This window comes from Nocardioides sp. SLBN-35 (assembly GCF_006715725.1).
Classification (GTDB): Bacteria; Actinomycetota; Actinomycetes; order Propionibacteriales; family Nocardioidaceae; genus Nocardioides.
Genome location: NZ_VFNU01000001.1, coordinates 3,203,103 through 3,224,610, shown reverse-complemented (window position 1 = coordinate 3,224,610; position 21,508 = coordinate 3,203,103). Strand labels below are relative to the sequence as shown.

Genomic DNA, 21,508 nt, shown 5'->3' with positions numbered 1-21,508 from the left:
GTGGCGTCGCCGGGAGCCGCATCGGAGGCTGGGGTCATGGACATCCACCCGTTCGGTCCCGACGACCACGACGATCTCGTCGCCTGGACCGGCCTCGCCAACGCGATCAGTGCTTCCGATGCTCCGTGGACGATGCGGGACACGGTGGCGCGGGCCGACGCCCGGTTCCGGCACGGGTGGGACGGCGAGCCCGAGTCGCCGTACCTGCTGCGGGTGGGCGGCGCGGTCGTGGCGTGGGGCTCGATCGCGACCAGTGAGTACGACAACCTCGATCTCGCGTTCCTCACCCTCGGCGTCCACCCCGGGCACCGGCGGCGCGGCTACGGCACCGCCCTGCTCGACCGGCTCCGCGCGGAGGCGCGACGGCGGGGACGCACCCTGTTGATGACCGAGGCGTGGGAGAGCGTGGCCGGCGACGCGTTCGCCGTACGGCACGGGTTCGAGCGCCGCTTGGCCGGCATCAACCGCCGCCAGCTGCTCGCCGAGCTCGACCCGTCCGACCTCGACAAGAGGTACGACGACGCGCTGCCGCACGCCGCTGACTACGCCCTCGAGCGCTGGCCGACGCCGACGCCCGAGGACCGGCTCGACGACCTCGTCGCGATGGCCAGCTCGATCAACGACGCCCCGACCGACGACCTCGACTACGAGGACGAGGTGTTCACGCCCGAGCGGATGCGTGCCTACGAGGTGGGCTGGGCGGCCCTCGGCTTCCGCCAGTACCGCCTCGTCGCCCGTCACCTGCCGACCGGCGAGCTCGCCGGCCAGACCTGCGTCGGCGTCCTCGCCGCCGACCCGACCTGGGGCGAGCAGGACGACACCACCGTCACCCGGCCGCACCGCGGTCACCGCCTGGGCCTGCTGCTCAAGATCGGCATGCTGCGCTGGCTCGCCGAGGCCGAGCCCGACCTGGTGCGGATCGACACCTGGAACGCCGAGTCGAACGCCCACATGATCGGCGTGAACGAGGTGCTCGGCTACCGCGTGATGGGGCGGGAGTGGGCCTACCAGCGCTCGCTGTGAGTGGTCAGGAGTAGCGGTGCGACTTCGCCGCGTGCCCGCGCTCGCGCGTGCAGGTGCGTCCGCTGATGTTGCGGTGACCGCACAGCGCGCTGTCGTCCGTCTCCGCTGCCGGCGCGGCCGCGGCCTTCATGTCCTTCGCAGCCTTCGCAGCCTTCACGGGTGCCGCCTTGGCCGGCGCTGCCGGGGCAGGCTTCGCGGCCCGCGGGGTCGGGGCGGGGCGGCCCGCGCGGGCCTGGGCTTCCGCGTAGCGCGCCTCGCGCATCGCTCGTACTGCGTCCATCTTGCTCATCGGCGACTCACCTGATCGACCCTAGGGGAGTGGTCCGACACTTCACCGAGCGGGTCGCAAGTGGTGCGTCGCGGACGTGGCTCACCACTTCGCGCGCTCAGTGCACGCACCTCGCTACGTTGGCGATCGCTCGGAATACGCCCGGTATGCCGTCGCGACGCCGCCTTGCGATGCACGCACCCTGAGCACGCGAAGTGGCAAGCCACCTCCCCGCCACACCACTAGGCTCGGTGATCGGACGAGGCGAGGTGGTGAGATGGTCGCGAGTCGATCGGCGCGGGAGCGCAAGGCCGCGACGCAGGCCGGCCCGCTGGCGCGGGTACGGATCGAGATCGGGGCCGACGAGCAGTTCGTCTACAAGATCAGCTGCTCGGAGTGCACGGCCAAGGGGCACCGACCCTGGTCGACGTACCGTCCGGGTGCCGACAACGGGTTCATGGCGGCGATGGACCGCTGGGTCTTCCACCTCAAGGAGCAGCACCCGACCAGCGACGCACCCTGCCTCGCGTTCCTGCCCGAGGCCGAGCAGCGCCTCCACGAGCGACGGATGGAGCGGGAAGCAGCGAGGACGCGACCGGACTGACCGGCCGCGTCCTCGGCATCACGACATCTGCACTACGTCAGCACGACGTCAGCACGACGTCACACGACGTACGACGACGCCCGCTTCAGCTCCGCGGCGGCCTCGACGACGATCCGCTCGATGAGCTCCTCGCACGACGGCAGGTCGTCGATCACACCGACGACCTGGCCGCTGGCAAGTACGCCGGCGGAGGTGTCGCCCTCGACCAGGCCCGCGCGGAGCATGGTCGGGGTGTTGGCGGCCAGCGCCATCTGGCCCAGGGTGCGGCCCTGCGCCTTCTTCATCGAGCGACCGTCCTTGAGCAGCTGGGACCACGACATCCCGGAGGACTTCTTGAACTCCAGCGTGCGCCGGGCCGTGGGGCCGAGGCGACGTACGGCGGACGTCTCCTCCAGCGACTCGACGAAGTCGGTGCGCAGGATCCGGTGCGGCATGCCGTCGACCTTGGTGGTGACGACCGTGTCGGCGAGTCCCTTGCCCAGGTACAGCTCCTTGACCGCCTGCGGGACCGCTGAGTCGCGGGTCAGCAGGAAGCGGGTGCCCATGCCGACACCCGCCGCGCCGTACGACAGCGCGGCGGCAAGGCCACGGCCGTCGAAGAAGCCACCGGCGGCGATGACCGGGATGTCGACGGCGTCGAGCACGGTCGGCAGCAGCAGCGTGGTGGGTACGGCGCCCGTGTGGCCGCCGCCCTCGCCGCCCTGGACCATGACGGCGTCGGCGCCCCAGGAGGCGACCTTGACCGCGTGCTTGGCCGCGCCGATCGAGGGCATCACGACGATGCCGTGCTCCTTGAGCTTCGCGATCAGCTCCGGCTTCGGGGCCAGCGCGAAGGACGCGACCTTCACGCCGTGGTCGATGAGCAGCTGGCAGCGGTCGGCCGCGTCACCGGCGTCGGCGCGCAGGTTGACGCCGAACGGCTTGTCGGTGCGCCCCTTGACCTCGATGATCGCGGCCTCGAGCTCGGCGAAGGTCATCGTCGCCGAGGCGAGGATGCCCAGGCCGCCGGCGTTGGCGGTGCCGGACACCAGGCGCGGGCCGGAGACCCAGCCCATCCCGGTCTGCACGACCGGATGGGGAACTCCGACCAGGTCGGTGAACGGGGTGCGGATCTGCTGATCGATCACTGTGCTGCCTCTTCCTGGGGAACCTCCTTGAAGCGAAGACCCTTCGGGTCCAGCATCTCGCGGATGAGGAGCAGCTCCTCGTACGACGGCTCGCGGGTCACCGGCACCTCGGCCGGCACCTCGAGGTCGAACCCGGTGGCGGCGACGACCTCGTCGACGCTCACGCCCGGGTGGACCGAGACGAGCCGCATCGTGTGGTCGGCGCCGCCCATGTCGAAGACGCCGAGGTTGCTGACGATCCGGTGGATGTCGTTGAACCGCGAGGCACCGGTGCCGGCGGCCTCGGCGCGAGCCGGTCCGACGCCGGAGACGATGTCGACGTTCTCGACGAAGACGCGGGTGGAGTGCTTCGGGACCCAGTACGACGTCCGGTTGTTCACCGTGTTGCCGGGGGCGCCGCGCGAACCGAGCAGCTGGCGCTTGGGCTGGGCGAACGGGCCGATCGCGGAGATGTTCTGGTTGCCCTGGCGGTCGACCTGGGTGGCGCCCATCATCACGTGGCGCCTGCCGTAGGCGACGACGTCGAACACGCGGCGGAACGGGATCCAGCCCTCGACGACGTCCTTGCCACCCAGCGGCGGGGTGCCGCCCAGGAACACCGACTCGCCGTCGCTGATCACGAGGTCGGGGTTGGAGGTCAGGCGGGCCAGTCGGACGCCGAGCGTCGGCAGCAGACCCATCGGGCTGGCGAAGATCTCGCCGTCCTCGCTGAAGGCGTCCGCGATCGCCGCGGCGCACACGTCGGCACGGGTGCTCTGCTCATGGGTGGGGGCACTCACTTGGCGTTCTCCTCGGTGAAGGCCTGGACGGCCGCCTGGTAGGACGCCTCGTCGCCGGCAAGGAAGCGGTCGTGGAACGCCTGCCAGTCCTCGTCGGAGCCCGACGCGGCAGCGGCGTACGCGCGTTGGAACCTCTCGTCGCGCTCGTAGTCGGGCGTGCAGGTGGTGAAGTGCGCGCCGTTGGGGGTCTCGACGACGCCGCTGACCATCATCCGGCTCAGCAGCAGTCGCTGGACGGGTGTGTCGACGGTGAGACCGGCGGTGTCGACGACCTCCTCGACGCTCAGGTACGTCTTGCCGGCGGCCATGGCGAACAGGTCGTCGAAGTACGGGTCCGGCCCGAGGTACGACGCGTTGCCGTGCTGGTCGGCGCGGTTGAGGTGCACGAGCGCGGCGTCCAACCTGAGCGCGGGGACGGCGACGAGCTCCTCGTGACCGTGGCCCTCGTCGTACGGGCTGGTGACGGTCTTGATCCACGGGTTGTTGACCAGGACGTCGGAGCCGAGGCCGGCGCGCATCGGGAGGAACGGCAGGCGCTCCGCCGCGGCCTTGAGGCCGGTCTGGAACATGCCCTCGTCGAGCTCGACGACCTCCGGGATGGACGCGGCCTGGCGGGCGCGCTGGAAGTTCGGCTCGAGCGGGACCGAGTCGAGGGAGACGAACGCGTAGACCAGCTTGCGGATCTTGCCCGCGCGAGCCAGCAGGCCCACGTCGGCGCCGCCCCAGCTGACGATGGTCAGGTCGGTGAGGTCGGATTTGTAGATCGCGCGGACCAGCGCCATCGGCTTGCGCCGCGGGCCCCAGCCGCCGATGCCGATGGTCATGCCGCTCTCGAGGCTGCCGACGACGTCGTCGATCGACATCCGCTTGTCGCGCGGCTTGCGGTTGCTGCTCATCAGGCCCCCTTCGCCTTGCTGTCGGCCTTGTCGGTGCCGGCGAAGTCGTCGCGCAGCTCGTCGCTGACGCCCATCAGGTTGAGCTCGAAGGTGAAGCCCTGCTCCCAGCGGTACGACTTATTGACGTCGATCGGGTCGATCCCGTTGAGCGCCTCCTTGGCGGCCCGGATGACCTTGGTGTTCTTGGCGGCGATCTCGCCCGCGACCGCGAGGGCGGCGTCGAGGAGGTCCTCGCGTGCGACGACCTCGAGCACGGAGCCGAACTGGACCAGGTCCTTGGCCGGGATCGTGCGCGCGGTGAAGTAGAGGGTGCGCATCATGTGCTGGGGGACCAGGCGCGCCATGTGGGTCGCGGCGCCGAGGGCGCCCTGGTTGACCTCGGGCACGCCGAAGAAGGCGTCGTCGCTCGCGACCACGATGTCGGCGTTGCCGACCAGGCCGACACCGCCGCCGACGCAGAAGCCGTTGACGGCCGCGACGACGGGGACCGAGCACTCGTAGACAGCCTTGAAGGCGGCGAAGCAGCCCTTGTTGGCGCCGAGCAGGGCGTCGAACCCGGTGGTGTTCTGCATCTCCTTGATGTCGACGCCCGCGTTGAAGCCCTTGCCCTCCGCGCGGAGCACGACGACCTTGGTCGCCATGTCGGCGCTGGCCTCGTCGAGGGCTGCTGCCACGTCGAACCAGCCCTGGACGGTGAGGGCGTTGACCGGGGGAGCGTTCATCGTGACGACGCGGATCCCGTCGGGCCGCAACTCGCTGGTGACTGTCATGCCGTCATGCTACCAAGCATTTGCTTGGTATTGTGCGTCCTGTCCCGAGTCCGATTGGACGAGGAGTGGACGAACCGACGTCGTAGAGGAGACCGAAGTGAGCAGGTTGCTGGAGGGCCGGGTCGCGATCGTGACCGGTGCGGGACGAGGCATCGGACGCGCCCACGCGCTGGAGCTGGCGCGCCACGGCGCCAAGGTGGTCGTCAACGACTTCGGCGTGTCGGCCGCGGGTGAGGGCACCGACGAGTCGCCCGCCCACCAGGTCGTCGCCGAGATCGAGGCGATGGGTGGCGAGGCTGTGGTCAACGGCGCCGACGTCGCCGACTTCGCCGCTGCCGAGGCCATGGTCCGGCAGGCGATCGACACCTTCGGTGGCCTCGACATCCTGGTCAACAACGCGGGCTTCCTGCGCGACCGGATGCTGGTCAACACCAGCGAGGAGGAGTGGGACGCCGTCGTTCGCGTGCACCTCAAGGGCCACTTCGCCCCGCTGCGCCACGCGGGCGCCTACTGGCGGGCCGAGGCGAAGGAGGGCCGTCAGCGCGCGGCCCGGGTGATCAACACCTCGTCCGGCGCCGGCCTCCAGGGCTCGCTCGGCCAGACGACGTACTCCGCCGCGAAGGCCGGCATCGCCGGCATGACCCTGGTCGCCGCAGTCGAGATGGGCCGGTACGGCGTCACCGTCAACGCGATCGCCCCGGTCGCCAAGACCCGGATGACCGAGGGTGCCTTCGACACCTCCGCGATGGCGCTGCCCGAGGACAACTCGCCCGTCGTGGCGTGGCTGGCCTCCGAGGAGGCCGGCGACGTGACCGGTCGCGTCATCGAGATCGACGGCTCCGTCATCACCGTCGAGAACGGCTGGACCCACGGTCCCTCGCGCGACGCCGGCGCTCGCTGGGAGGCCGAGAAGGTCGGTCCCGCTCTGCGGGACCTGCTCGGTGAGGCGCCCACGCCGGAGCCGGTGTACGGCACCGCCTGAGGTGCCAGTTTCACCGGTCGACCGGTGAAACTCGCGCCTGGACGAGGAAACTTCCTCGTCCAGGCGCGAGTTTTCTCGTCCAAGTGGGGCGGACGGGACTGGAGGGGCACTCAGGCGGCCAGCCGCATTGCGCGGAGAATGCGTGCGGCGGTGGCCTCAGGGCGGTCGAGGTCGGCCCAGGTGATCCTGATCATGACCCAGCCGGTGAGCTCGCGGAGCATGTCCTCGCGCTGCTTCTCCCGGATCACCATCTCCTCGACGGTCTCGCTGGGGCGGCGGAATCGGTGGTACTTGATCAGGCCGTCGAACTCCAGCATCACCTTGAACTCGGGCCAGGCGAAGTCGACCCGTCCTGCCAGGAGTCCACTCGGATGCTTGATCTCGTACTGGGCGATCGGTGCGGGCACGCGGGCGACGCGGAGCACGAGCCGAGTCCGCGTCTCGCCGAAAGACTCGGCTCTTCCGTCCGTCAGTCCGAGGATGTGACGGAGTCGGAGTGAGTCCGGCCAGACTCGCATCCGCTGGTCGTAGAGATCGAACAGTGCGGTCAACGTGGTGAGGCCGGCTTGGACGTACCAGTCGAGAACGGCAACCGCTGGCTCGAGATCGGCCAGCGTGGCGGTGTCCAGGGCCGTGCGAGCCGGGGCTGTCAGCCAGCCGCGCTCGTCGCGCGTGAGGTCGTTGACGAGCAGCTCCCCGCGGTGATGGATGACGCGAGCCGCAGACCGCTCGCCCTTGCCGTACAGGCTCGTGAAGTGGACTGACGTGAGGTCGAGTCGCCAGTTCGGCCCGCCCTGCTCGATGCAGGCGCTGACGTGGGAAGCGGCCACGTTGTCGTCGTACAACTGGCGAGTTCCCTCGAGGAGGAGTCGGTGCCGAGCTACGGGGTCTGAGTTCTCCCAGATGCCGCGGAGCACGTAGACCCCTTGGCGGATTCGCACCAGGAAACCAGCGCGCACAGCACGCTTCAGTGCATTGTCCGTTGAGCCGGCGGCGATGGCGTCGCGACGTAGCAGGATCCCGTGAGCGTCGACGAGGTGCTCGAGCATGTCGAGGAGCCTGCCCCTTTTCCGGGCACGGTGCTGGGGTCGGTCCTCGGGCTGTGGATAGCGAGGTACGCCGCTGTGGACCTGTGAGTGACTTGTCGGCTTGGACGACGAAACTGGCGCATGGACGAGAATGCTTCCTCGTCCCGGCACCAGTTTCACCGGTCGGCCGGTGAAACTCCCGGCCTGCTCGCGGGCAGAGAGCCCACTTGCTTTGTTCGAACATCTGTTCGAACATGGACGGGTGAGTGTTCGCCCCCTCGAGATCGACGACCCGCGTGCAGTGGTCGACCAGCTGCGCGGGCGGATCGCTGCGCTCGAGGGCGGCCCGACCCGGCTGCTGGTCCCGGTGCTTCCCGTGCTCGACGGCCTGGTCCAGCTGCGCACCGGCGGGGTCTACGGCGTCGACTCGGCGACCCTCGGCATGGCCCTGGCGGCCGGCGCCTCGCAGGCCGGGGAGTGGGTCGGGTTCGCGGGCTGGGACGACTTCGGCGCCGAGGCCGCCCAGCAGCAGGGGATCGTGCTCGGGCGCACCGTCCTCGTCCCCGCGCCGGGGGAGCACTGGCTCGAGGTGACCGCGGCCCTGGTCGACGTGCTCAAGGTGGTGGTGCTGCGACCACCCGGCGGCGTCGACCCGAAGTCCGCCTCGCTCATCGAGGCCCGGCTGCGGGCCAGGTCGGCGGTGCTCGTCGTGCAGGGCGAGTGGCCGCGCTGCGAGGCCAGGATCAACGCGGAGCAGGTGGCCTGGGACGGCATCGGCCACGGCCGCGGCCGGCTCCGCGAGCGCCGGGCCACGCTCGTCGCTCGCGGTGGCGGGCGGATGCCGGTGCGGGCGGACGTGGTGCTCTGATGCGGACCATGGTGCTCTGGTGCCCGGACTGGTCGGTGACCGCGGCGCTGCTCGAGCGCGTCGACACACTGCCTGATGACGCCCCACGCCCCGAGGTCGTGGCACCGGCCGTCGTCCTGGCCAACAACGTGGTGGCGGTGTGCAACGCCGCCGCCCGCGCCGAGGGCGTACGCCGCGGCCACCGGCGCCGCGACGCCCAGGCGCGCTGCCCCGAGGTGGTGCTGCTCGACGCCAACCCCGACCGCGACGCCCGGTGGTTCGAGCCGGTGCTGGCGGCGGTCGAGGCGGTACGCCCCGGGGTGGCGCCGCTGCGGCCCGGGCTGCTCGCCGTCCCCGCTCCGGGGCGGTACTTCGCCCGCGGTGGCGCCCGCGGGCAGATCGACGGCGAGGAGGCCGCAGCGGCCGTCCTCGCCGAGCACCTCGTCCAGGCGGGGGTGTGGGACAGCCGGTTCGGTGCGGCCGACGACCTCTACACCGCCGAGCGCGCCGCCCGGGAGGCGCCCCCGCAGGCCTGTCTCTCGATCCCCTCGGGCTCCTCGGCGGAGTTCCTGCGCGGCCTGCCCGTCACCGTCCTCGCCGACGACGGCCCGGAGGGCGCCGAGCTCGCCGACCTGCTGCGCCGGCTCGGGCTGGTGCTCCTCGCCGACTTCGCCCGGCTGGGCGCGGGGGAGGTCGCCAACCGGTTCGGCGGCTACGGCACCGACGTGTGGCGGCGGGTGCAGGGCCGCGAGGTGACCCGGCTCGCCTCGCGCACCCCACCGCCCGAGCTGACCTGCGAGGTCGCCTTCGAGCCGCCGCTCGACTCCGCGGAGGCGGTCACCTTCAGCGTCCGCACCACCGCCGAGCGGTTCGTCGCCGGACTGGCCGACCGGCAGCTGGTGGCGACCTCGGTCCGGATCGAGGCCGAGTTCGAGGAGGGCGTCTCCGCCCGGACCTGGGTGCACCCGCGCTGCTTCACCTCCCGCGACCTCGTCGACCGGGTGCACTGGCAGCTCCAGGCGGGCATGGCGTCCTCCGGGCTGCGCAGCCGCAAGTCCACCGGCGAGACCATCACCTCCGCGGTCGCCCTCGTCCGCTTCCTGCCCGACGTCGTCGAGCCCGCCGGCGACCACGCCGACGGGCTGTGGGGCGGGGGAGCCGAGGAGCAGGTGGTCCGCGGCGTCGCCCGGGTGCAGGCGATGGTCGGGTACGACGCGGTCCGGGTCCCCGTGCTCCAGGGCGGACGCGGCGCCGCCGACCGCCAGGCCCTGGTGCCGTGGGGAGAGCGGCCGGTCGGGCTGCGCCCGGTCGAACGACCTTGGCCCGGGCGGATCCCCGGCCCCGCGCCGAGCCGGGTCTTCGCCACACCACTCGAGGCCGAGGTCGTCGACGAGGCCTCGGTCCCTGTCGCGGTCACCGCGCGCGGGCAGGTGACCGGCGCGCCGTGGCGGATCCGGCTCGGTCGGCACTGGTGCCCCGTCGCCTCCTGGGCCGGGCCGTGGCCGGTCGACGAGGGGTGGTGGCTCTCGGGTGCGGCGGGATCGGGGCGGGCGGCCCGGTTCCAGGTGGTCGGCGTGGACGGGCGGGCCTGGTTGCTGTGCTGGCGTGCGCCCGGCAGCTGGGAGGTGGAGGCCGCCTATGACTGACTGACGACCGGACGGCTCACAGGTAGTCCCCGGCCGCCGGGGCCGTCGGCCGCCACCCACCCTCGGCCGCCTGTGCGAGCAGCGCCTGTGTGGTCACGGCGTCCTGCGTCTCGAGCACCGTGGACCGGACCAGCTCCTTGAGGTCCGCGCCGGTCGCGCCTTCGGTGGCCCGCGCCACCGCCGGCAGGTCGAGCGGCGTGGTGCACCAGGCGAGGTAGCGCCCGAGGATCGCGAGCCGGCCCTCGACGCCCGGCGCCTCCATCCGGATGACCGTGTCGAACCGAGACGAGCGGCGGGCGGCCTTGTCGATCTTGCGATGGTCGTTCGTGGACGCGATGACCACGACGCCGCTGCGGTCGGCGAGCCCACCGTCCATCACGTTGAGGAACTCGCGCAGCCGGTGCGGGTTGGTCTGCCCGCGCTCGCCCGCGATCAGGTCGAGGTCGTCCATCAGGATCAGGCACGGCGAGAGGTCCGCGGCCAGGTCGAAGAGCTCGCTCAGGTAGTGCTCGGTGACGTAGGTGCCGGGGACCAGGACGGTCGTCGTACCGTGCAGCTCGCGGGCCACGACCGTGCCGAGCTGGGTCTTGCCGGTGCCCGGTGGGCCGACGAGCAGCAGCCCGGTGCTGGTGCCGAGACCGCGCGCCGCCAGGTCGGGAGCGAGGTCGAGCACGCGGTGCACACCGCGGTCGACGGTGTGCCACACCGACGCGTCGAGCTTGAGCAGGTCGCGCGACGCGTCCGGCGGAGTCCACCGCTTGAGCACGAGGCCCCGGTTGCCGGTGGTGAGCCGGTAGGTGCCCTGGCGGTACGGCGAGTCCGAGGTGCGGCAGCGGCGCAGGAAGCCGTCGAGCACGTCGGGGAGCGCGTCGGCGTCCTGCGCGCGCCCGATCAGCTCGAACTCGCGACCGAACCGGTCCGGGACGAGCCGGACGACCAGGGGCGCGCCGGACAGCGTGCCGGCGGGCAGCGTCATCGTGACCGCGTTGAACGCGCGGACGTCACCGCGTGCGCCGGGGACGGTCTCCGTCGTCGCGGGGAGAGAGGGGTACGCGCCGACGTGCTCGGTGCTCCAGCGCAGCTGCGCCTCGAAGAGCCAGTGGCCGACGGAGTGCGCGACCGGCGCCTCGAGCACCTCGGTGAGCACGACCAGGTCGGTGACGTGGATGCCGAGCTGTCCGGCGGCGTGGTCGTAGGGCGAGGGCACGCTCTCCTCGCGGCGCTCGAACTCGCGGTCGATCGCGGTGGCGAGCAGTCGCAGGGCAGGGGCGGGCGCCTCGGCGAGGAGGTCGAGGGCGTCGATGTCGGTCATGGTCACCACCTTCGGTTCGGTCGGGGACGGGTACGGGGCACAGTCGGCCAGTGTGCGGCGGCGTACACCTGCGACGCCACTGGATATCGAGGTGGGCGCCCGCCTACCCTGAGCGAGGGAGGCGTTCACACTGGAGGCAAGCATGGGACGCACCGGGAAGCCGGCCGACCTCGTCGGACGCAACCTGCGGGCGCTGCACGGTGCGCTCGAGCACAGCGTCACGATCCAGATGACCCGGTTGCAGGGCCTGATGGACGACCTCGTCGCCCGCGGATCGCTGACCCGAGCCGAGGCCGACAACCTGCTCGGCCAGCTGGTCAGCACCGGCAAGGCCTACTCCCAGGCGCTGCTGCAGGTGCTCGACACCGTGCGCCAGGTCCCGAAGCTGCCGACACCCAAGCTGCCGCTGCCGACCCAGCTGGTGCCGACCCAGCTGATCGCGGGGCGCCGCAGGTCCGATCCCGCTTCCTCGGCCGCGGGCGAGCCGGAGGTGCCGGACAACGTCGAGTCCCTCGTCCTCCCCGACCTCCAGGCCCTCACCGTCGCGCAGGTGAAGACCCGCCTCGGCGGCATCGGCCCCGACGACCTGCGGCGGCTGCGCGAGCGGGAGGTCGCCGGCAAGAACCGCAAGGGTGTCCTCGTCGAGATCGACCGGTTGCTGAAGGACTGACCGACCAGCTCGACGGATCGACCCGTGTCCCGCGCGAAAGCGGCCTGCCTGTAACGAATCCGGGCCGCCCGCCGCTGTGAGGGAGGAAGAGCTCGGGACACCGGAGAGAGTGGGAATCGTGCGGTTCGTGTGGGACAGGTCGACGGTCGGTACGACGCGGGGACTGGTGGCGATGGCGGTGGCGGTGCTGCTCGGGGCGGCGCTGTTGGTGGCCGCGCCGGGCCGGGTGGACGCGGCGGGCGCCGACACCGTCGGCAGGACCGCGGCGAAGCGGGCGCCGGACCCGGCGTACGTCGTGGCGCCGGGGATCGTGTTCAACCACCCGTTCCGCGGCACCAAGAAGAAGACGAAGATCCAGCGCAAGATCATCAAGACCGTCAAGAACGTCCCCGCGGGGGAGTCGATCCGGCTGATGACGTGGAACTTCGACTCGCCGAGGCTGGCGAAGGTCTTCATCAACGCCCACAAGCGCGGCGTCTCGGTGCAGATCATCATGTCCCGCGGCCTGGCGAAGGGGCAGGGGCCGGGGCGGTCGTACCCGACCCTGCGCAAGGCGCTGGCCAAGGGCAGCCCGGACCGGCCCAAGGAGCTGCGCAGCTGGATCCGGACCTGCTCCTCGACCTGTCGCGGCAAGGGCGGCGCGATGCACGACAAGCTGATGCTGGTGAGCCGGTCCGGCGCGACGAGCTGGATCGCGATGCAGGGCTCGGGCAACTTCACGGGCGCCGCCGCGGTGCAGCAGTTCAACGACTGGACCACGATCACCGAGAACCAGCCGCTCTACGACGGCTGGATGACGATGTGGAAGCAGGCCAAGAAGGACAAGCCGGCGAAGGTGCTGCGGTTCACCGTGCCGAGCACCACCACCCCGGGCTCGACCATCACCTCGATGTTCGCGCCCCACAAGAAGAAGGTCGACCCGGCGCTCAAGGTCCTCAACCAGGTCCAGTGCGCGGGTGCGACGAACGTCCCGGGCGGACGGACCAAGGTGCGGATCGCGAACGCCGTGTGGGGTGACCAGCGTGGCGTCAAGGTCGCCCGCAAGGTGCGCGCGCTGGCCAACGAGGGCTGCGACGTACGCATCGTGTTCATGATGATGCCGCTGAAGATCCGCAACATCCTGCGCGGCCTGCCGGCGAAGCAGATGGTCTACATCACCGGCGCGACGGCCAACAAGTTCAAGGACCGCTACGTCCACCTGAAGGGCCTGTCGGTGCAGGGCAACGTCGCCGGGCGCACCGACGGCAACGCGGTGCTGTCCAGCAGCGAGAACTGGACCAAGCTCGGCTGGCACTCCGACGAGCAGAACGTGATCTTCTGGGACGACGCCGCGATGGCGGAGAAGTACGCCGGCTGGGTGGACCTGATCTACCGCCAGGCGCCGCGCAGCCTCAACAACTACGTCCCCTCCGCCGACCCGAACGGCCGGGTCGTGCCCGGCACCGAGTTCCTCGGTCCGAAGGACTACCCGTTCGAGGAGCTGGAGCTCCACTGACGAGCCTCACCCGCCCGGCGTCTGGCTGCTGTTGCGGCGGGTGCCGTCGGGGTCGTCGGTGCGCTCCTCGGACTCCTCGAGGATCGCCGCGGCCTGGTCGACGGGATCATCGGATCCGGCCTCCTGCTCCTCGGGCAGGAGCTCGGCGCGCTCGCTCACGCGCTCGTCGTCCCGGTGCTGGTCGTGCTGGTCGTGCTGGTCATCGGCTGTGCCACCCATGGTGGCGACGTACCCGGTACTCCTGGACGCACACGCCCACCTCGGTGCCGCCGAGAGGCTGCTCAGTGCTCGAGCGAGGCGTCCCAGCGGTTGGCGATCAGCTTGAAGCTGGGGGTGTCGTCGAGCGAGGTCATCGCCTCGTAGATGCGCTCGTACTGCGTCGACGCGATCCGCCAGGTGCCGTCGTCGTCGCGGCGGTAGGAGTCGACGTAGTACCCGCCACCGCGGATCTGGACCTTGAAGTCGGGCACGATCACGGTGTCCTCGAACGCCCACGAGGCGGTGGCGGTGTCGCCGTCGACGTCGATCTCGGGGTGGTTGGCGATGTGGATGGTGATGATCCCCGGGCCGAGGTTCTTGGCCATGTAGTCCACGACCGCGTCGCGGCTGTCGAAGTGCAACGGCTCGCCCATCGCCTGGGTGCCGTACCTCGCATCCACGTCCTCGGCCAGGCAGTCGGCGTACTCGTCCCACTTCTTCAGGTCGAGGGTGCGGAAGTAGCGGTGCTTGAGGCGCTTGATCTCCTCGATCGCGGCAAGGTCCATGCCCGCACTGTAGAACGTGTTCTAGAAATGGTCGAGGGTGTCGGAGGGCGATGGCAACATCGGCGGGGTGGACGATGTGCGGGAGCTGCTGGTGGCCGAGCGGGACGAGGCCCGGCGGCGCCTGGCCGACCTGACCGGCAGCTTCGACGAGGTCGTCGCCGCGTCCCGTGACACCAACGCCGACGACGAGCACGACCCCGAGGGCGCCACGATCGCCTTCGAGCGCTCGCAGCTGGCGACCCTGGTGGCGCAGGTACGACGGCACCTCGCCGAGGTGGACGCCGCCCTGGTGCGGCTGGAAGCCGGCACGTACGGCGCGTGCGAGACGTGCGGCCGGCCGATCGCCGCGGGCCGGCTCGAGGTGCGCCCCACCGCCCGCACCTGCGTCGGCTGCTGATCAGCCGGTCAGCTCGAACAGGGACACGACGATCCCCTCCGGCCCGCGCACGTAGGCCATCCGCACGCTGCCCTGGTAGTCCCCGATCCCGCCGACCAGGCTGTACCCGTCGGCGGCGACCGCGTCGACGGCGGCCTCGAGGTCCTCGACCTCGAAGGACACGTTGCGCAGGCCGACCTCGTTGGCCAGCGCGTCGGGCGAGCCGGGCAGGTGATCGGGCGTCACGAAGCTCGACAGCTCCAGACGCGGCCCGCCGCCGGGCACGCGGAGCATCGCGATCCGGCAGTGTGCGCCCGGGAGGGCGCACACGGTCTCCACGAACTCACCCGCCACCTCCCCGGTGCCCTCGACCTCGAGCCCGAGGCGGACGAAGAACGCGGTGGCTGCGTCGAGGTCGGCGACGGTGATGCCGACGTGGTCGAAGCGTCGTACGTGCGTCATGGGCTACATCCTGCCGCCTACTCTGGCCCGGTGAGTGACACGCTTGACGACGGACCGTTCTTCCACGGCACGAAGGCCGACCTGCAGGTCGGCGACCTGCTCACCGCGGGCTTCCGGTCCAACTACCGGCCCGAGGTCGTGATGAACCACGTGTACTTCACCGCCCTGCCCGACGGGGCCGGCCTGGCCGCCGAGCTCGCACCCGGCCCTGCCGAGCCGCGCGTCTACGCCGTCGAACCGACCGGCGACTTCGAGAACGACCCGAACGTCACCGACAAGAAGTTCCCCGGCAACCCCACCCGGTCCTACCGCAGCCGGGAGCCGCTGCGCGTCGTCGGCGAGGTCCACGACTGGACGCGGCTGACGCCCGAGGCGCTCGCCACCTGGCGCGAGCGGTTGGCGGAGCTGCGGGACAGTGAGCGGGGCGAGATCATCAACTGAGTGGGCGACCCGTGGAGCCGCCGCGGACTCACTCCCCGTCGTACGCCGTCTGAAGCTGGGCGACGTCGATCTTGCTCATCGTCAGCATCGCCCGGCACACCCGCTGGTTCGCCTCGCTCGTGTAGTCACCGCTGAGCTCCTCGAGCTCGACGGGGACCACCTGCCAGGAGACGCCGAACTTGTCCTTGCACCAGCCGCACGGGCCGGCCTCGCCGCCGTCGGCGGTGAGCAGGTCCCAGTAGTGGTCGACCTCCTCCTGGCCCTGGACGCGCAGGTAGAACGAGAACGCCTCGTTGAGGTGGAACTCCGGGCCGGCGTTGAGGCCGATCACGTCGTGGCCGGCGACGGTGAACTCGACGACCTCGGCGACGGAGGTGCCGGGCTCGGTCCATGCCGTGACGACATCGCCGACCGACGAGCCCGGGATGTGCTCGGCGTAGAACTTCGCGGCCTCGACCGCCTTGTCGTTGCCGAACCACAGGTGGGTGCGTACCGAAACCATGGGGATCTCCTCGAGTCCGTGGGCCCCTCGGTCGAGGGCCGCTGTCAGGAACGACCCGGGCTCGGCGCAGGACTCATCGCGGTGGCCTCAGTCGAGACAGAACTCGTTGCCCTCGATGTCGAGCATGTTCTGGCACGACTCGTTCTCGTCGTCGGCGAGGAGGAGCGTGCCCCGGCGGGCACCGAGGGCCTCCAAGCGGGTCGCCTCGGCTTCGAGGGCAGCCAAGCGCTCGGCGCCGGTCAGGCCGGTCCCGACGCGGACGTCGAGGTGGACCCGGTTCTTGACGACCTTGTCCTCGGGGACCCGCTGGAAGTACAGCCGCGGGCCGGCGCCGGTGGGGTCCTGGCAGGCGGCCCAGGCGTCCTCGGGGTCGGGCGGGTGGGGCGGGTCGACGTACCCGAGCGTGGCCTTCCAGAAGTCGGCGACGGCCCGCGGGCTCGCGCAGTCGAAGGTCACCTGTACCTGACGCACCGAGGTCATGCGGGCAGCCTAGGCAGGCGGCCCAGGCACGTGGCCTCGACGGCGTGCGCCGGGGCCACGTGCTGCATCGGTCACCAGGAGAACGGGCCGTAGTAGTCGGCGTGCTGGTCGCGCGACTCGTCGCCCCAGCGGTCGGCGTCGTGGTCCGGCGCCGCCTTGATCTGGTCCTTGGTCATGTTGACCATGACCGACTCGTCGTCGTGGTTGACGCCGGTGATGGCGCCGGCCGGGATCAACCGCTTCTTGCCGAAGATCCACGGTCCGGTGTCGACGACGACGTGCGCGGCGTCGACCTCGTTGGTCGCGTCGTCGATCTTGCCGATCGATCCGTCGGTCGCCTCGACGCTGTAGCCGACCAGGTCGCCACCCTCCAGCCACGAGGTCTCCCGGTAGTTCCACACATTGCTCATCTGAACTCTCCCCCCTTGTAGTCGAGTCCTGCGCGGTACCCGGACGCGCCCGCCGGAAACCGGAGGGCGGGGAGACGGAAGGGAGATCTTGATATCGAACATGTGTTCGATTAGCCTGAGTCCATGGGCTGGAACAACCCCCCGGTCCCGTGGAGCGAGCTCGAGCGGCGGCTGTCCGGGCGGGCACCCGCGCTCGAAGCGCCGGTCTCGCGCCGCAAGCGGCCGCGCGTCGAGCCGGACGAGGTGGTCCGGCCGACCGCGTCGACGCCGTACGCCGAGCTCCACTGCCACAGCCACTTCAGCTTCCTCGACGGCGCCAGCTCTCCCGGCGACCTGGTCAAGGAGGCCGTCCGGCTCGGGCTCGACGCGCTCGCGTTGACCGACCACGACGGGTTCGCGGGGGCACCACTGTTCGCGGAGGCGGGGGCGGACTACGAGCTGCGGACGGTCTACGGCGCCGAGCTGACCCTCGGCGTGCACCGCTCCCAGAACGGCATCCCCGACCCCGAGGGCAGCCACCTGCTGGTGCTCGCGCGCGGGGTGGAGGGCTACCACCGGTTGTCGGGGGCGATCACCGAGGCCGGACTGCGCGCGCCGGAGAAGGGCAGTCCGGCCCACGACCTCGACGAGCTCGCCGAGCGGGGCCGCGGGCACTGGGTGGTGCTGACCGGGTGCCGCAAGGGCACGGTCCGCCAGGCGCTGGCGGCCGGGGGACCGGCCGCGGCCGCAGGAGCCCTCGACCACCTCGTCGACCGGTTCGGTCGCGAGCACGTCGTGGTCGAGGTGACCGCCAGCGACCACCCCGGCGGGGAGGAGGACAACGACCTGCTGGCCCGGATCGCCGGTGACCGCGGCCTGCCGGTGCTGGCGACGGGCAACGTCCACTTCGCGGTACCGGAGAAGCGGCGGCTGGCGGCGGCGATGGCGGCGGTGCGTGCCCGGCGCAGCATCGCCGAGCTCGACGGCTGGCTCGACCTGTCCGGTGGGGCGCACCTGCGCAGCGGGGAGGAGATGCTGCGCCGGTTCGCGCACCGCCCCGACGCCGTACGTCGATCGGTCGCCCTCGCCGGCGAGCTCGCCTTCGACCTGCGCAAGGCCTCGCCCCGGCTGCCGAAGCAGGGCATCCCCGAGGGGCGTACGCCGGGCGAGCACCTGCGCGACCTGTTGGAGCGGGGCTTCGCGGAGCGGTACGCGCACGAGCCGCACGCCGAGGCGGCCAGGCAGCGGGTCGAGGCCGAGATGAAGGTGATCTTGGAGAAGGACTTCGCCGGCTACTTCATCATCGTGCACGACATCGTCGCGTTCGCCCGCGAGCAGAGGATCCTGTGCCAGGGCAGGGGATCGGCGGCGAGCAGCGCGGTCTGCTACGCGCTCGGGATCACCGCCATCGACTCGGTCTTCTACAACCTGCCGTTCGAGCGGTTCATCTCCCAGCACCGCGAGGAGGAGCCCGACATCGACGTCGACTTCGACTCCGACCGGCGCGAGGAGGTGATCCAGTGGGTCTACGACACCTACGGCCGCCGCAACGCCGCGCAGGTGTGCAACGTGATCAGCTATCGCCCGCGGATGGCGGTGCGCGACGCCGCGAAGGCGCTCGGCCACTCGACGGGGCAGCAGGACGCCTGGTCCAAGCAGGTCGACAGCTGGGGGAGCGACATCGAGAAGGACCTCGGCATCCCCGACCCCGTCGTCGCCCTGGCCGAGGAGCTGATCGGCGCCCCCCGCCACCTCGGCATCCACTCCGGCGGCATGGTCCTCACCGAGCGCCCGATCGGGGAGGTCTGCCCGATCGAGAAGGCGCGGATGGACAAGCGGACCGTGCTGCAGTGGGACAAGGACGGCTGCGAGTCGATGGGGCTGGTGAAGTTCGACCTGCTCGGCCTCGGCATGCTCGGCGCGCTCGACCACATGATCCGCCTCGTCGCCGAGCACCTCGGCCAGGAGTGGACGCTCGCGACGCTGCCCAAGGAGGAGCCCGAGGTCTACGAGATGCTCGGCCGCGCCGACTCGATCGGCGTCTTCCAGGTCGAGTCCCGCGCCCAGATCGGCACCCTGCCACGGCTCAAGCCGGAGAGGTTCTACGAGCTCGCCATCGAGATCGCGCTGATCCGCCCCGGCCCGATCCAGGGCGGTGCGGTCCACCCCTACATCCGCCGCAAGACCGGGCGGGAGAAGGTGACCTACCCGCACCCGCTGCTCGAGCCGATCCTGGACCGCACGCTCGGCGTCCCCCTGTTCCAGGAGCAGCTCATGCAGATGGCGGTCGCGCTGGGCGACTGCAGCCCCGACGACGCCGATCTGCTGCGCCGGGCGATGGGCTCCAAGCGGGGCATCGAGCGGATCGAGAAGGTCAAGGACAAGCTGTACTCCGGCATGGCACGCAAGGGCATCACCGGCGATGCCGCCGACGCGATCTACGTCCAGGTGCTGTCCTTCGCGGGCTTCGGGTTCGCCGAGTCCCACGCGCTCAGCTTCGCGCTGCTCGTCTACGCCTCGTCCTGGTTCAAGCTGCACTACCCGGCGGCCTTCCTGGCCGGGCTGCTGCGCAACCAGCCGATGGGCTTCTACTCCCCGCAGTCCCTGGTCGCCGACGCGCGCCGCCACGGTGTCGTCGTACTCCCGCCCGACCTGGCCACATCCGAGGTCCAGGCCGGGCTCGAGCCCAGTGGCGGCGAGTGCGACGACCCGCTGCGCTACGACGGCACGCTGGCCGTGCGTCTGGGGCTCGACGCGGTCAAGGGGATCGGCAGTGAGGTCGCGACCCGGATCGTGACGGCCCGCGCGGAGGCGCCGTACGCCGACATCCGCGACCTCTCCCGCCGCGCCGGGCTGACCCAGGCCCAGCTCGAGGCGCTCGCCACCGCCGGCGCGCTCGACGGGTTCGGGCTCGACCGACGCCAGGCGCTGTGGATGGCCGGGTACGCCGAGGACAGCGGCCAGCTGCCCGGCAGCACCCCCGCCCCCGCACCACCGACGCTGCCGGACATGACGCCGCTGGAGGTGACCCTCGCCGACCTGTGGGCGACCCGGATCTCGACCGACGTCCATCCGATCCAGCACTTCCGCGAGACCCTGGCCGCCGCCGGCATCAAGGCGGTCGGCGAGCTGCCGACCACCGAGGCGGGACGCCGCGTGCACGTCGCCGGCCTGGTCACCCACCGCCAGCGGCCGGGCACCGCCGGCGGGATCACCTTCCTCAACCTCGAGGACGAGACCGGGATGCTCAACGTGGTCTGCTCACAGGGCGTGATGCGCGCCCACCGGCAGGCCGCCCGCAACCGGGTCGCCGTCGTGATCCGCGGGATGGTCGAGCGCCAGGACGGCGTCACCAACCTCGTCGCCGACCGGGTCGAGCCGCTCGACGCCGTCCTGCCCGGTGCGGGCGACGCGCTGCAGGCGCGGCAGTCCTCACGGGACTTCCGGTGAGGCCGATTCGGGACAGGCCGAGGGCCTGCGGTAGTGTTCCGTTCGCTTCGGACGGTGATCCCGAACGGGGCTTCGGGCTGTAGCGCAGCTTGGTAGCGCACCTGACTGGGGGTCAGGGGGTCGCAGGTTCAAATCCTGTCAGCCCGACCGAGAAAAACCGGCTCCGACCTGCATCGCCGTGGGTCGGAGCCGGTTTCGCATCTCCATGCACGGATCAGCTCGCAGTCGGCCTGATGCTCGCGGGCGCCGGGTGCGGCTCGGGTGCGTGTCCGGGCACCACGAGTCCGTCGGTCGAATGCCCGGTCCGGACCGGCAGGACCGGCACGACCTGAGTGTCTGTCATGGTGGACGCGGCCTGGGTCTCGCGACGCAGGAACTCGCCGAGGTCCGCGACGGTGCTCATCAGGGGCGCGGGGAACACGACCGTGGTGTTCTTGTCGACACCGATCTCGACCAGGCTCTGAAGGTTGCGCAGCTGCAGCGCCAGGGGGTGGTCCATCATCGTGTCGGACGCGTCGCCCAGAGCGGCCGCGGCGGCAGCCTCTCCCTCGGCCGCGATGATCTTCGCCCGCTTCTCGCGCTCGGCCTCGGCCTGCCGGGCCATCGCACGCTTCATGCTGTCCGGCAGCTGGATGTCCTTGAGCTCGACGAGGGTGACCAGGACGCCCCACTCGTTGGTGGTGCGGTCCAGGATCTCGCGGATGCTCGCGTTGATCGCGTCCGTCTCCGACAATGCCTGGTCCAAGGTGTGCTGGCCGACCACGTTGCGCAGGGTGGTCTGGGCGATCTGGTTGATCGCGGCCGCGACGTTCTCGATCGCCACCACCGACTTCACGGCGTCGACGACGCGGAAGTAGGCGACTCCAGCCACGTCGATGCTCACGTTGTCCTTGGTGATGATCCCCTGGGACTGGATCGGCATGGTGACGATGCGGAGCGAGACCTTTCGCAGCCGGTCGACGACGGGAATGATGAGACGGAGCCCGGGCTCGCGCACGTGTTGCACCCGGCCGAGCCGGAACACGACGCCCTTCTCGTACTGGTTGACGATGCGCAACGCAGCGCCGAGCACGACCGCGAGCACGGCCAGGACGGCGATGACCGTCGTGAGGAAGGCATTCATCTGGAGTCTCCTTGACTGGGGAACACCTTCCACGGTGCTCCGTCCGGCCGAGGCCGCCCAGAGGCGAAGGGCAC

The 21,508-nt window shown here is 71.0% G+C and carries 24 protein-coding genes and 1 tRNA gene; 11 read left to right on the top strand and 14 right to left on the bottom strand.

The window, feature by feature from the left end; translation table 11 throughout:
* The first annotated feature begins 36 nt into the window (after nucleotides 1-36).
* Nucleotides 37-1,023, top strand: coding sequence for a GNAT family N-acetyltransferase (locus tag FBY23_RS15640; RefSeq protein ID WP_141798987.1), 987 nt, complete (start codon nucleotides 37-39; stop codon nucleotides 1,021-1,023).
* A gap of 4 nt (nucleotides 1,024-1,027) precedes the next feature.
* On the opposite strand, the gene FBY23_RS15635 is transcribed toward FBY23_RS15640, so the two are convergent.
* The gene (locus FBY23_RS15635) at nucleotides 1,028-1,312 is read right to left on the bottom strand and encodes a hypothetical protein (RefSeq protein ID WP_141798986.1); all 285 of its coding nucleotides are present in this window, start codon (nucleotides 1,310-1,312) and stop codon (nucleotides 1,028-1,030) included.
* Between the two features lie 256 nt (nucleotides 1,313-1,568).
* On the opposite strand from FBY23_RS15635, the gene FBY23_RS15630 reads away from it, so the two are divergent.
* Nucleotides 1,569-1,895: a hypothetical protein gene (locus tag FBY23_RS15630; RefSeq protein ID WP_141798985.1), complete on the top strand. Its 327-nt coding sequence runs from the start codon at nucleotides 1,569-1,571 to the stop codon at nucleotides 1,893-1,895.
* Between the two features lie 59 nt (nucleotides 1,896-1,954).
* On the opposite strand, the gene FBY23_RS15625 is transcribed toward FBY23_RS15630, so the two are convergent.
* Genes FBY23_RS15625 through FBY23_RS15610 form a run of 4 tightly spaced genes read right to left on the bottom strand, consistent with a single transcriptional unit; the run spans nucleotide 1,955 to nucleotide 5,467 of the window.
* Nucleotides 1,955-3,022 (bottom strand): nitronate monooxygenase family protein, encoded by a 1,068-nt coding sequence (locus FBY23_RS15625; RefSeq protein ID WP_141798984.1) that lies wholly within the window; start codon nucleotides 3,020-3,022, stop codon nucleotides 1,955-1,957.
* Entirely contained in the window at nucleotides 3,019-3,801 is a 783-nt protein-coding gene (locus FBY23_RS15620; RefSeq protein WP_260805998.1) for a CoA-transferase subunit beta, read from the bottom strand. The genes FBY23_RS15625 and FBY23_RS15620 overlap by 4 nt, the downstream gene beginning before the upstream one ends.
* The gene (locus FBY23_RS15615; protein WP_141798983.1) at nucleotides 3,798-4,697 is read right to left on the bottom strand and encodes a CoA transferase subunit A; all 900 of its coding nucleotides are present in this window, start codon (nucleotides 4,695-4,697) and stop codon (nucleotides 3,798-3,800) included. Before FBY23_RS15615 ends, FBY23_RS15620 begins: the two co-directional genes overlap by 4 nt.
* Nucleotides 4,697-5,467: an enoyl-CoA hydratase family protein gene (locus FBY23_RS15610; RefSeq protein ID WP_141798982.1), complete on the bottom strand. Its 771-nt coding sequence runs from the start codon at nucleotides 5,465-5,467 to the stop codon at nucleotides 4,697-4,699. Before FBY23_RS15610 ends, FBY23_RS15615 begins: the two co-directional genes overlap by 1 nt.
* Nucleotides 5,468-5,564: 97 nt before the next feature.
* On the opposite strand from FBY23_RS15610, the gene FBY23_RS15605 reads away from it, so the two are divergent.
* Nucleotides 5,565-6,449: an SDR family oxidoreductase gene (locus FBY23_RS15605; RefSeq protein WP_141798981.1), complete on the top strand. Its 885-nt coding sequence runs from the start codon at nucleotides 5,565-5,567 to the stop codon at nucleotides 6,447-6,449.
* Nucleotides 6,450-6,559: 110 nt separating this feature from the next.
* Here FBY23_RS15605 and FBY23_RS15600 read toward each other — a convergent pair whose 3' ends face one another.
* Nucleotides 6,560-7,498, bottom strand: a complete 939-nt coding sequence (locus FBY23_RS15600) for a type IV toxin-antitoxin system AbiEi family antitoxin domain-containing protein (RefSeq protein ID WP_141798980.1) — start codon at nucleotides 7,496-7,498, stop codon at nucleotides 6,560-6,562.
* A gap of 241 nt (nucleotides 7,499-7,739) precedes the next feature.
* On the opposite strand from FBY23_RS15600, the gene FBY23_RS15595 reads away from it, so the two are divergent.
* Together FBY23_RS15595 and FBY23_RS15590 are read left to right on the top strand one after the other, a co-directional pair.
* Nucleotides 7,740-8,345, top strand: a complete 606-nt coding sequence (locus FBY23_RS15595) for a hypothetical protein (protein WP_141798979.1) — start codon at nucleotides 7,740-7,742, stop codon at nucleotides 8,343-8,345.
* An 8-nt stretch (nucleotides 8,346-8,353) separates the two neighbouring features.
* The gene (locus tag FBY23_RS15590; RefSeq protein WP_260805996.1) at nucleotides 8,354-9,970 is read left to right on the top strand and encodes a DNA polymerase Y family protein; all 1,617 of its coding nucleotides are present in this window, start codon (nucleotides 8,354-8,356) and stop codon (nucleotides 9,968-9,970) included.
* A 16-nt stretch (nucleotides 9,971-9,986) separates the two neighbouring features.
* On the opposite strand, the gene FBY23_RS15585 is transcribed toward FBY23_RS15590, so the two are convergent.
* Nucleotides 9,987-11,282, bottom strand: coding sequence for an ATP-binding protein (locus tag FBY23_RS15585; protein WP_141798977.1), 1,296 nt, complete (start codon nucleotides 11,280-11,282; stop codon nucleotides 9,987-9,989).
* 142 nt (nucleotides 11,283-11,424) lie between these two features.
* Between FBY23_RS15585 and FBY23_RS15580 the strand changes: the two genes are divergently transcribed.
* Together FBY23_RS15580 and FBY23_RS15575 are read left to right on the top strand one after the other, a co-directional pair.
* Nucleotides 11,425-11,952: a hypothetical protein gene (locus FBY23_RS15580; protein ID WP_141798976.1), complete on the top strand. Its 528-nt coding sequence runs from the start codon at nucleotides 11,425-11,427 to the stop codon at nucleotides 11,950-11,952.
* A 118-nt stretch (nucleotides 11,953-12,070) separates the two neighbouring features.
* A complete protein-coding gene (locus tag FBY23_RS15575; protein WP_141798975.1) occupies nucleotides 12,071-13,447 on the top strand; it encodes a phosphatidylserine/phosphatidylglycerophosphate/cardiolipin synthase family protein in 1,377 nt (458 codons plus the stop codon).
* A 6-nt stretch (nucleotides 13,448-13,453) separates the two neighbouring features.
* Here FBY23_RS15575 and FBY23_RS15570 read toward each other — a convergent pair whose 3' ends face one another.
* Nucleotides 13,454-13,666 carry a hypothetical protein gene (locus FBY23_RS15570; RefSeq protein ID WP_141798974.1) on the bottom strand — a complete coding sequence of 71 codons (213 nt, stop codon included), beginning with the start codon at nucleotides 13,664-13,666 and terminating at the stop codon, nucleotides 13,454-13,456.
* Between the two features lie 62 nt (nucleotides 13,667-13,728).
* On the bottom strand, nucleotides 13,729-14,211 hold the full coding sequence (locus FBY23_RS15565; protein WP_141798973.1) for a nuclear transport factor 2 family protein: 483 nt from the start codon (nucleotides 14,209-14,211) through the stop codon (nucleotides 13,729-13,731).
* Between the two features lie 67 nt (nucleotides 14,212-14,278).
* On the opposite strand from FBY23_RS15565, the gene FBY23_RS15560 reads away from it, so the two are divergent.
* Complete coding sequence (locus tag FBY23_RS15560; protein ID WP_141798972.1) at nucleotides 14,279-14,608, top strand: TraR/DksA C4-type zinc finger protein; 330 nt, start codon at nucleotides 14,279-14,281, stop codon at nucleotides 14,606-14,608.
* On the opposite strand, the gene FBY23_RS15555 is transcribed toward FBY23_RS15560, so the two are convergent.
* Complete coding sequence (locus tag FBY23_RS15555) at nucleotides 14,609-15,049, bottom strand: VOC family protein (protein WP_141798971.1); 441 nt, start codon at nucleotides 15,047-15,049, stop codon at nucleotides 14,609-14,611.
* A gap of 30 nt (nucleotides 15,050-15,079) precedes the next feature.
* Here FBY23_RS15555 and arr point away from each other — a divergent pair, with 30 nt between their 5' ends.
* The gene (gene arr / locus FBY23_RS15550) at nucleotides 15,080-15,490 is read left to right on the top strand and encodes an NAD(+)--rifampin ADP-ribosyltransferase (protein WP_141798970.1); all 411 of its coding nucleotides are present in this window, start codon (nucleotides 15,080-15,082) and stop codon (nucleotides 15,488-15,490) included.
* A gap of 28 nt (nucleotides 15,491-15,518) precedes the next feature.
* On the opposite strand, the gene FBY23_RS15545 is transcribed toward arr, so the two are convergent.
* The 3 genes from FBY23_RS15545 to FBY23_RS15535 all read right to left on the bottom strand — a co-directional run bounded on the left by FBY23_RS15545 (nucleotide 15,519) and on the right by FBY23_RS15535 (nucleotide 16,882).
* Nucleotides 15,519-15,992 (bottom strand): VOC family protein, encoded by a 474-nt coding sequence (locus tag FBY23_RS15545; protein ID WP_141798969.1) that lies wholly within the window; start codon nucleotides 15,990-15,992, stop codon nucleotides 15,519-15,521.
* Nucleotides 15,993-16,079: 87 nt separating this feature from the next.
* A complete protein-coding gene (locus tag FBY23_RS15540; protein ID WP_141798968.1) occupies nucleotides 16,080-16,472 on the bottom strand; it encodes a VOC family protein in 393 nt (130 codons plus the stop codon).
* Nucleotides 16,473-16,543: 71 nt separating this feature from the next.
* The gene (locus FBY23_RS15535) at nucleotides 16,544-16,882 is read right to left on the bottom strand and encodes a PRC-barrel domain-containing protein (protein WP_141798967.1); all 339 of its coding nucleotides are present in this window, start codon (nucleotides 16,880-16,882) and stop codon (nucleotides 16,544-16,546) included.
* Between the two features lie 123 nt (nucleotides 16,883-17,005).
* Here FBY23_RS15535 and FBY23_RS15530 point away from each other — a divergent pair, with 123 nt between their 5' ends.
* Nucleotides 17,006-20,311: an error-prone DNA polymerase gene (locus tag FBY23_RS15530; RefSeq protein WP_141798966.1), complete on the top strand. Its 3,306-nt coding sequence runs from the start codon at nucleotides 17,006-17,008 to the stop codon at nucleotides 20,309-20,311.
* Nucleotides 20,312-20,384: 73 nt separating this feature from the next.
* Nucleotides 20,385-20,458: transfer RNA gene (locus FBY23_RS15525), tRNA-Pro, on the top strand.
* 67 nt (nucleotides 20,459-20,525) lie between these two features.
* Here FBY23_RS15525 and FBY23_RS15520 read toward each other — a convergent pair.
* Nucleotides 20,526-21,434, bottom strand: a complete 909-nt coding sequence (locus FBY23_RS15520) for a slipin family protein (protein ID WP_141798965.1) — start codon at nucleotides 21,432-21,434, stop codon at nucleotides 20,526-20,528.
* Nucleotides 21,435-21,508 lie beyond the last annotated feature (74 nt).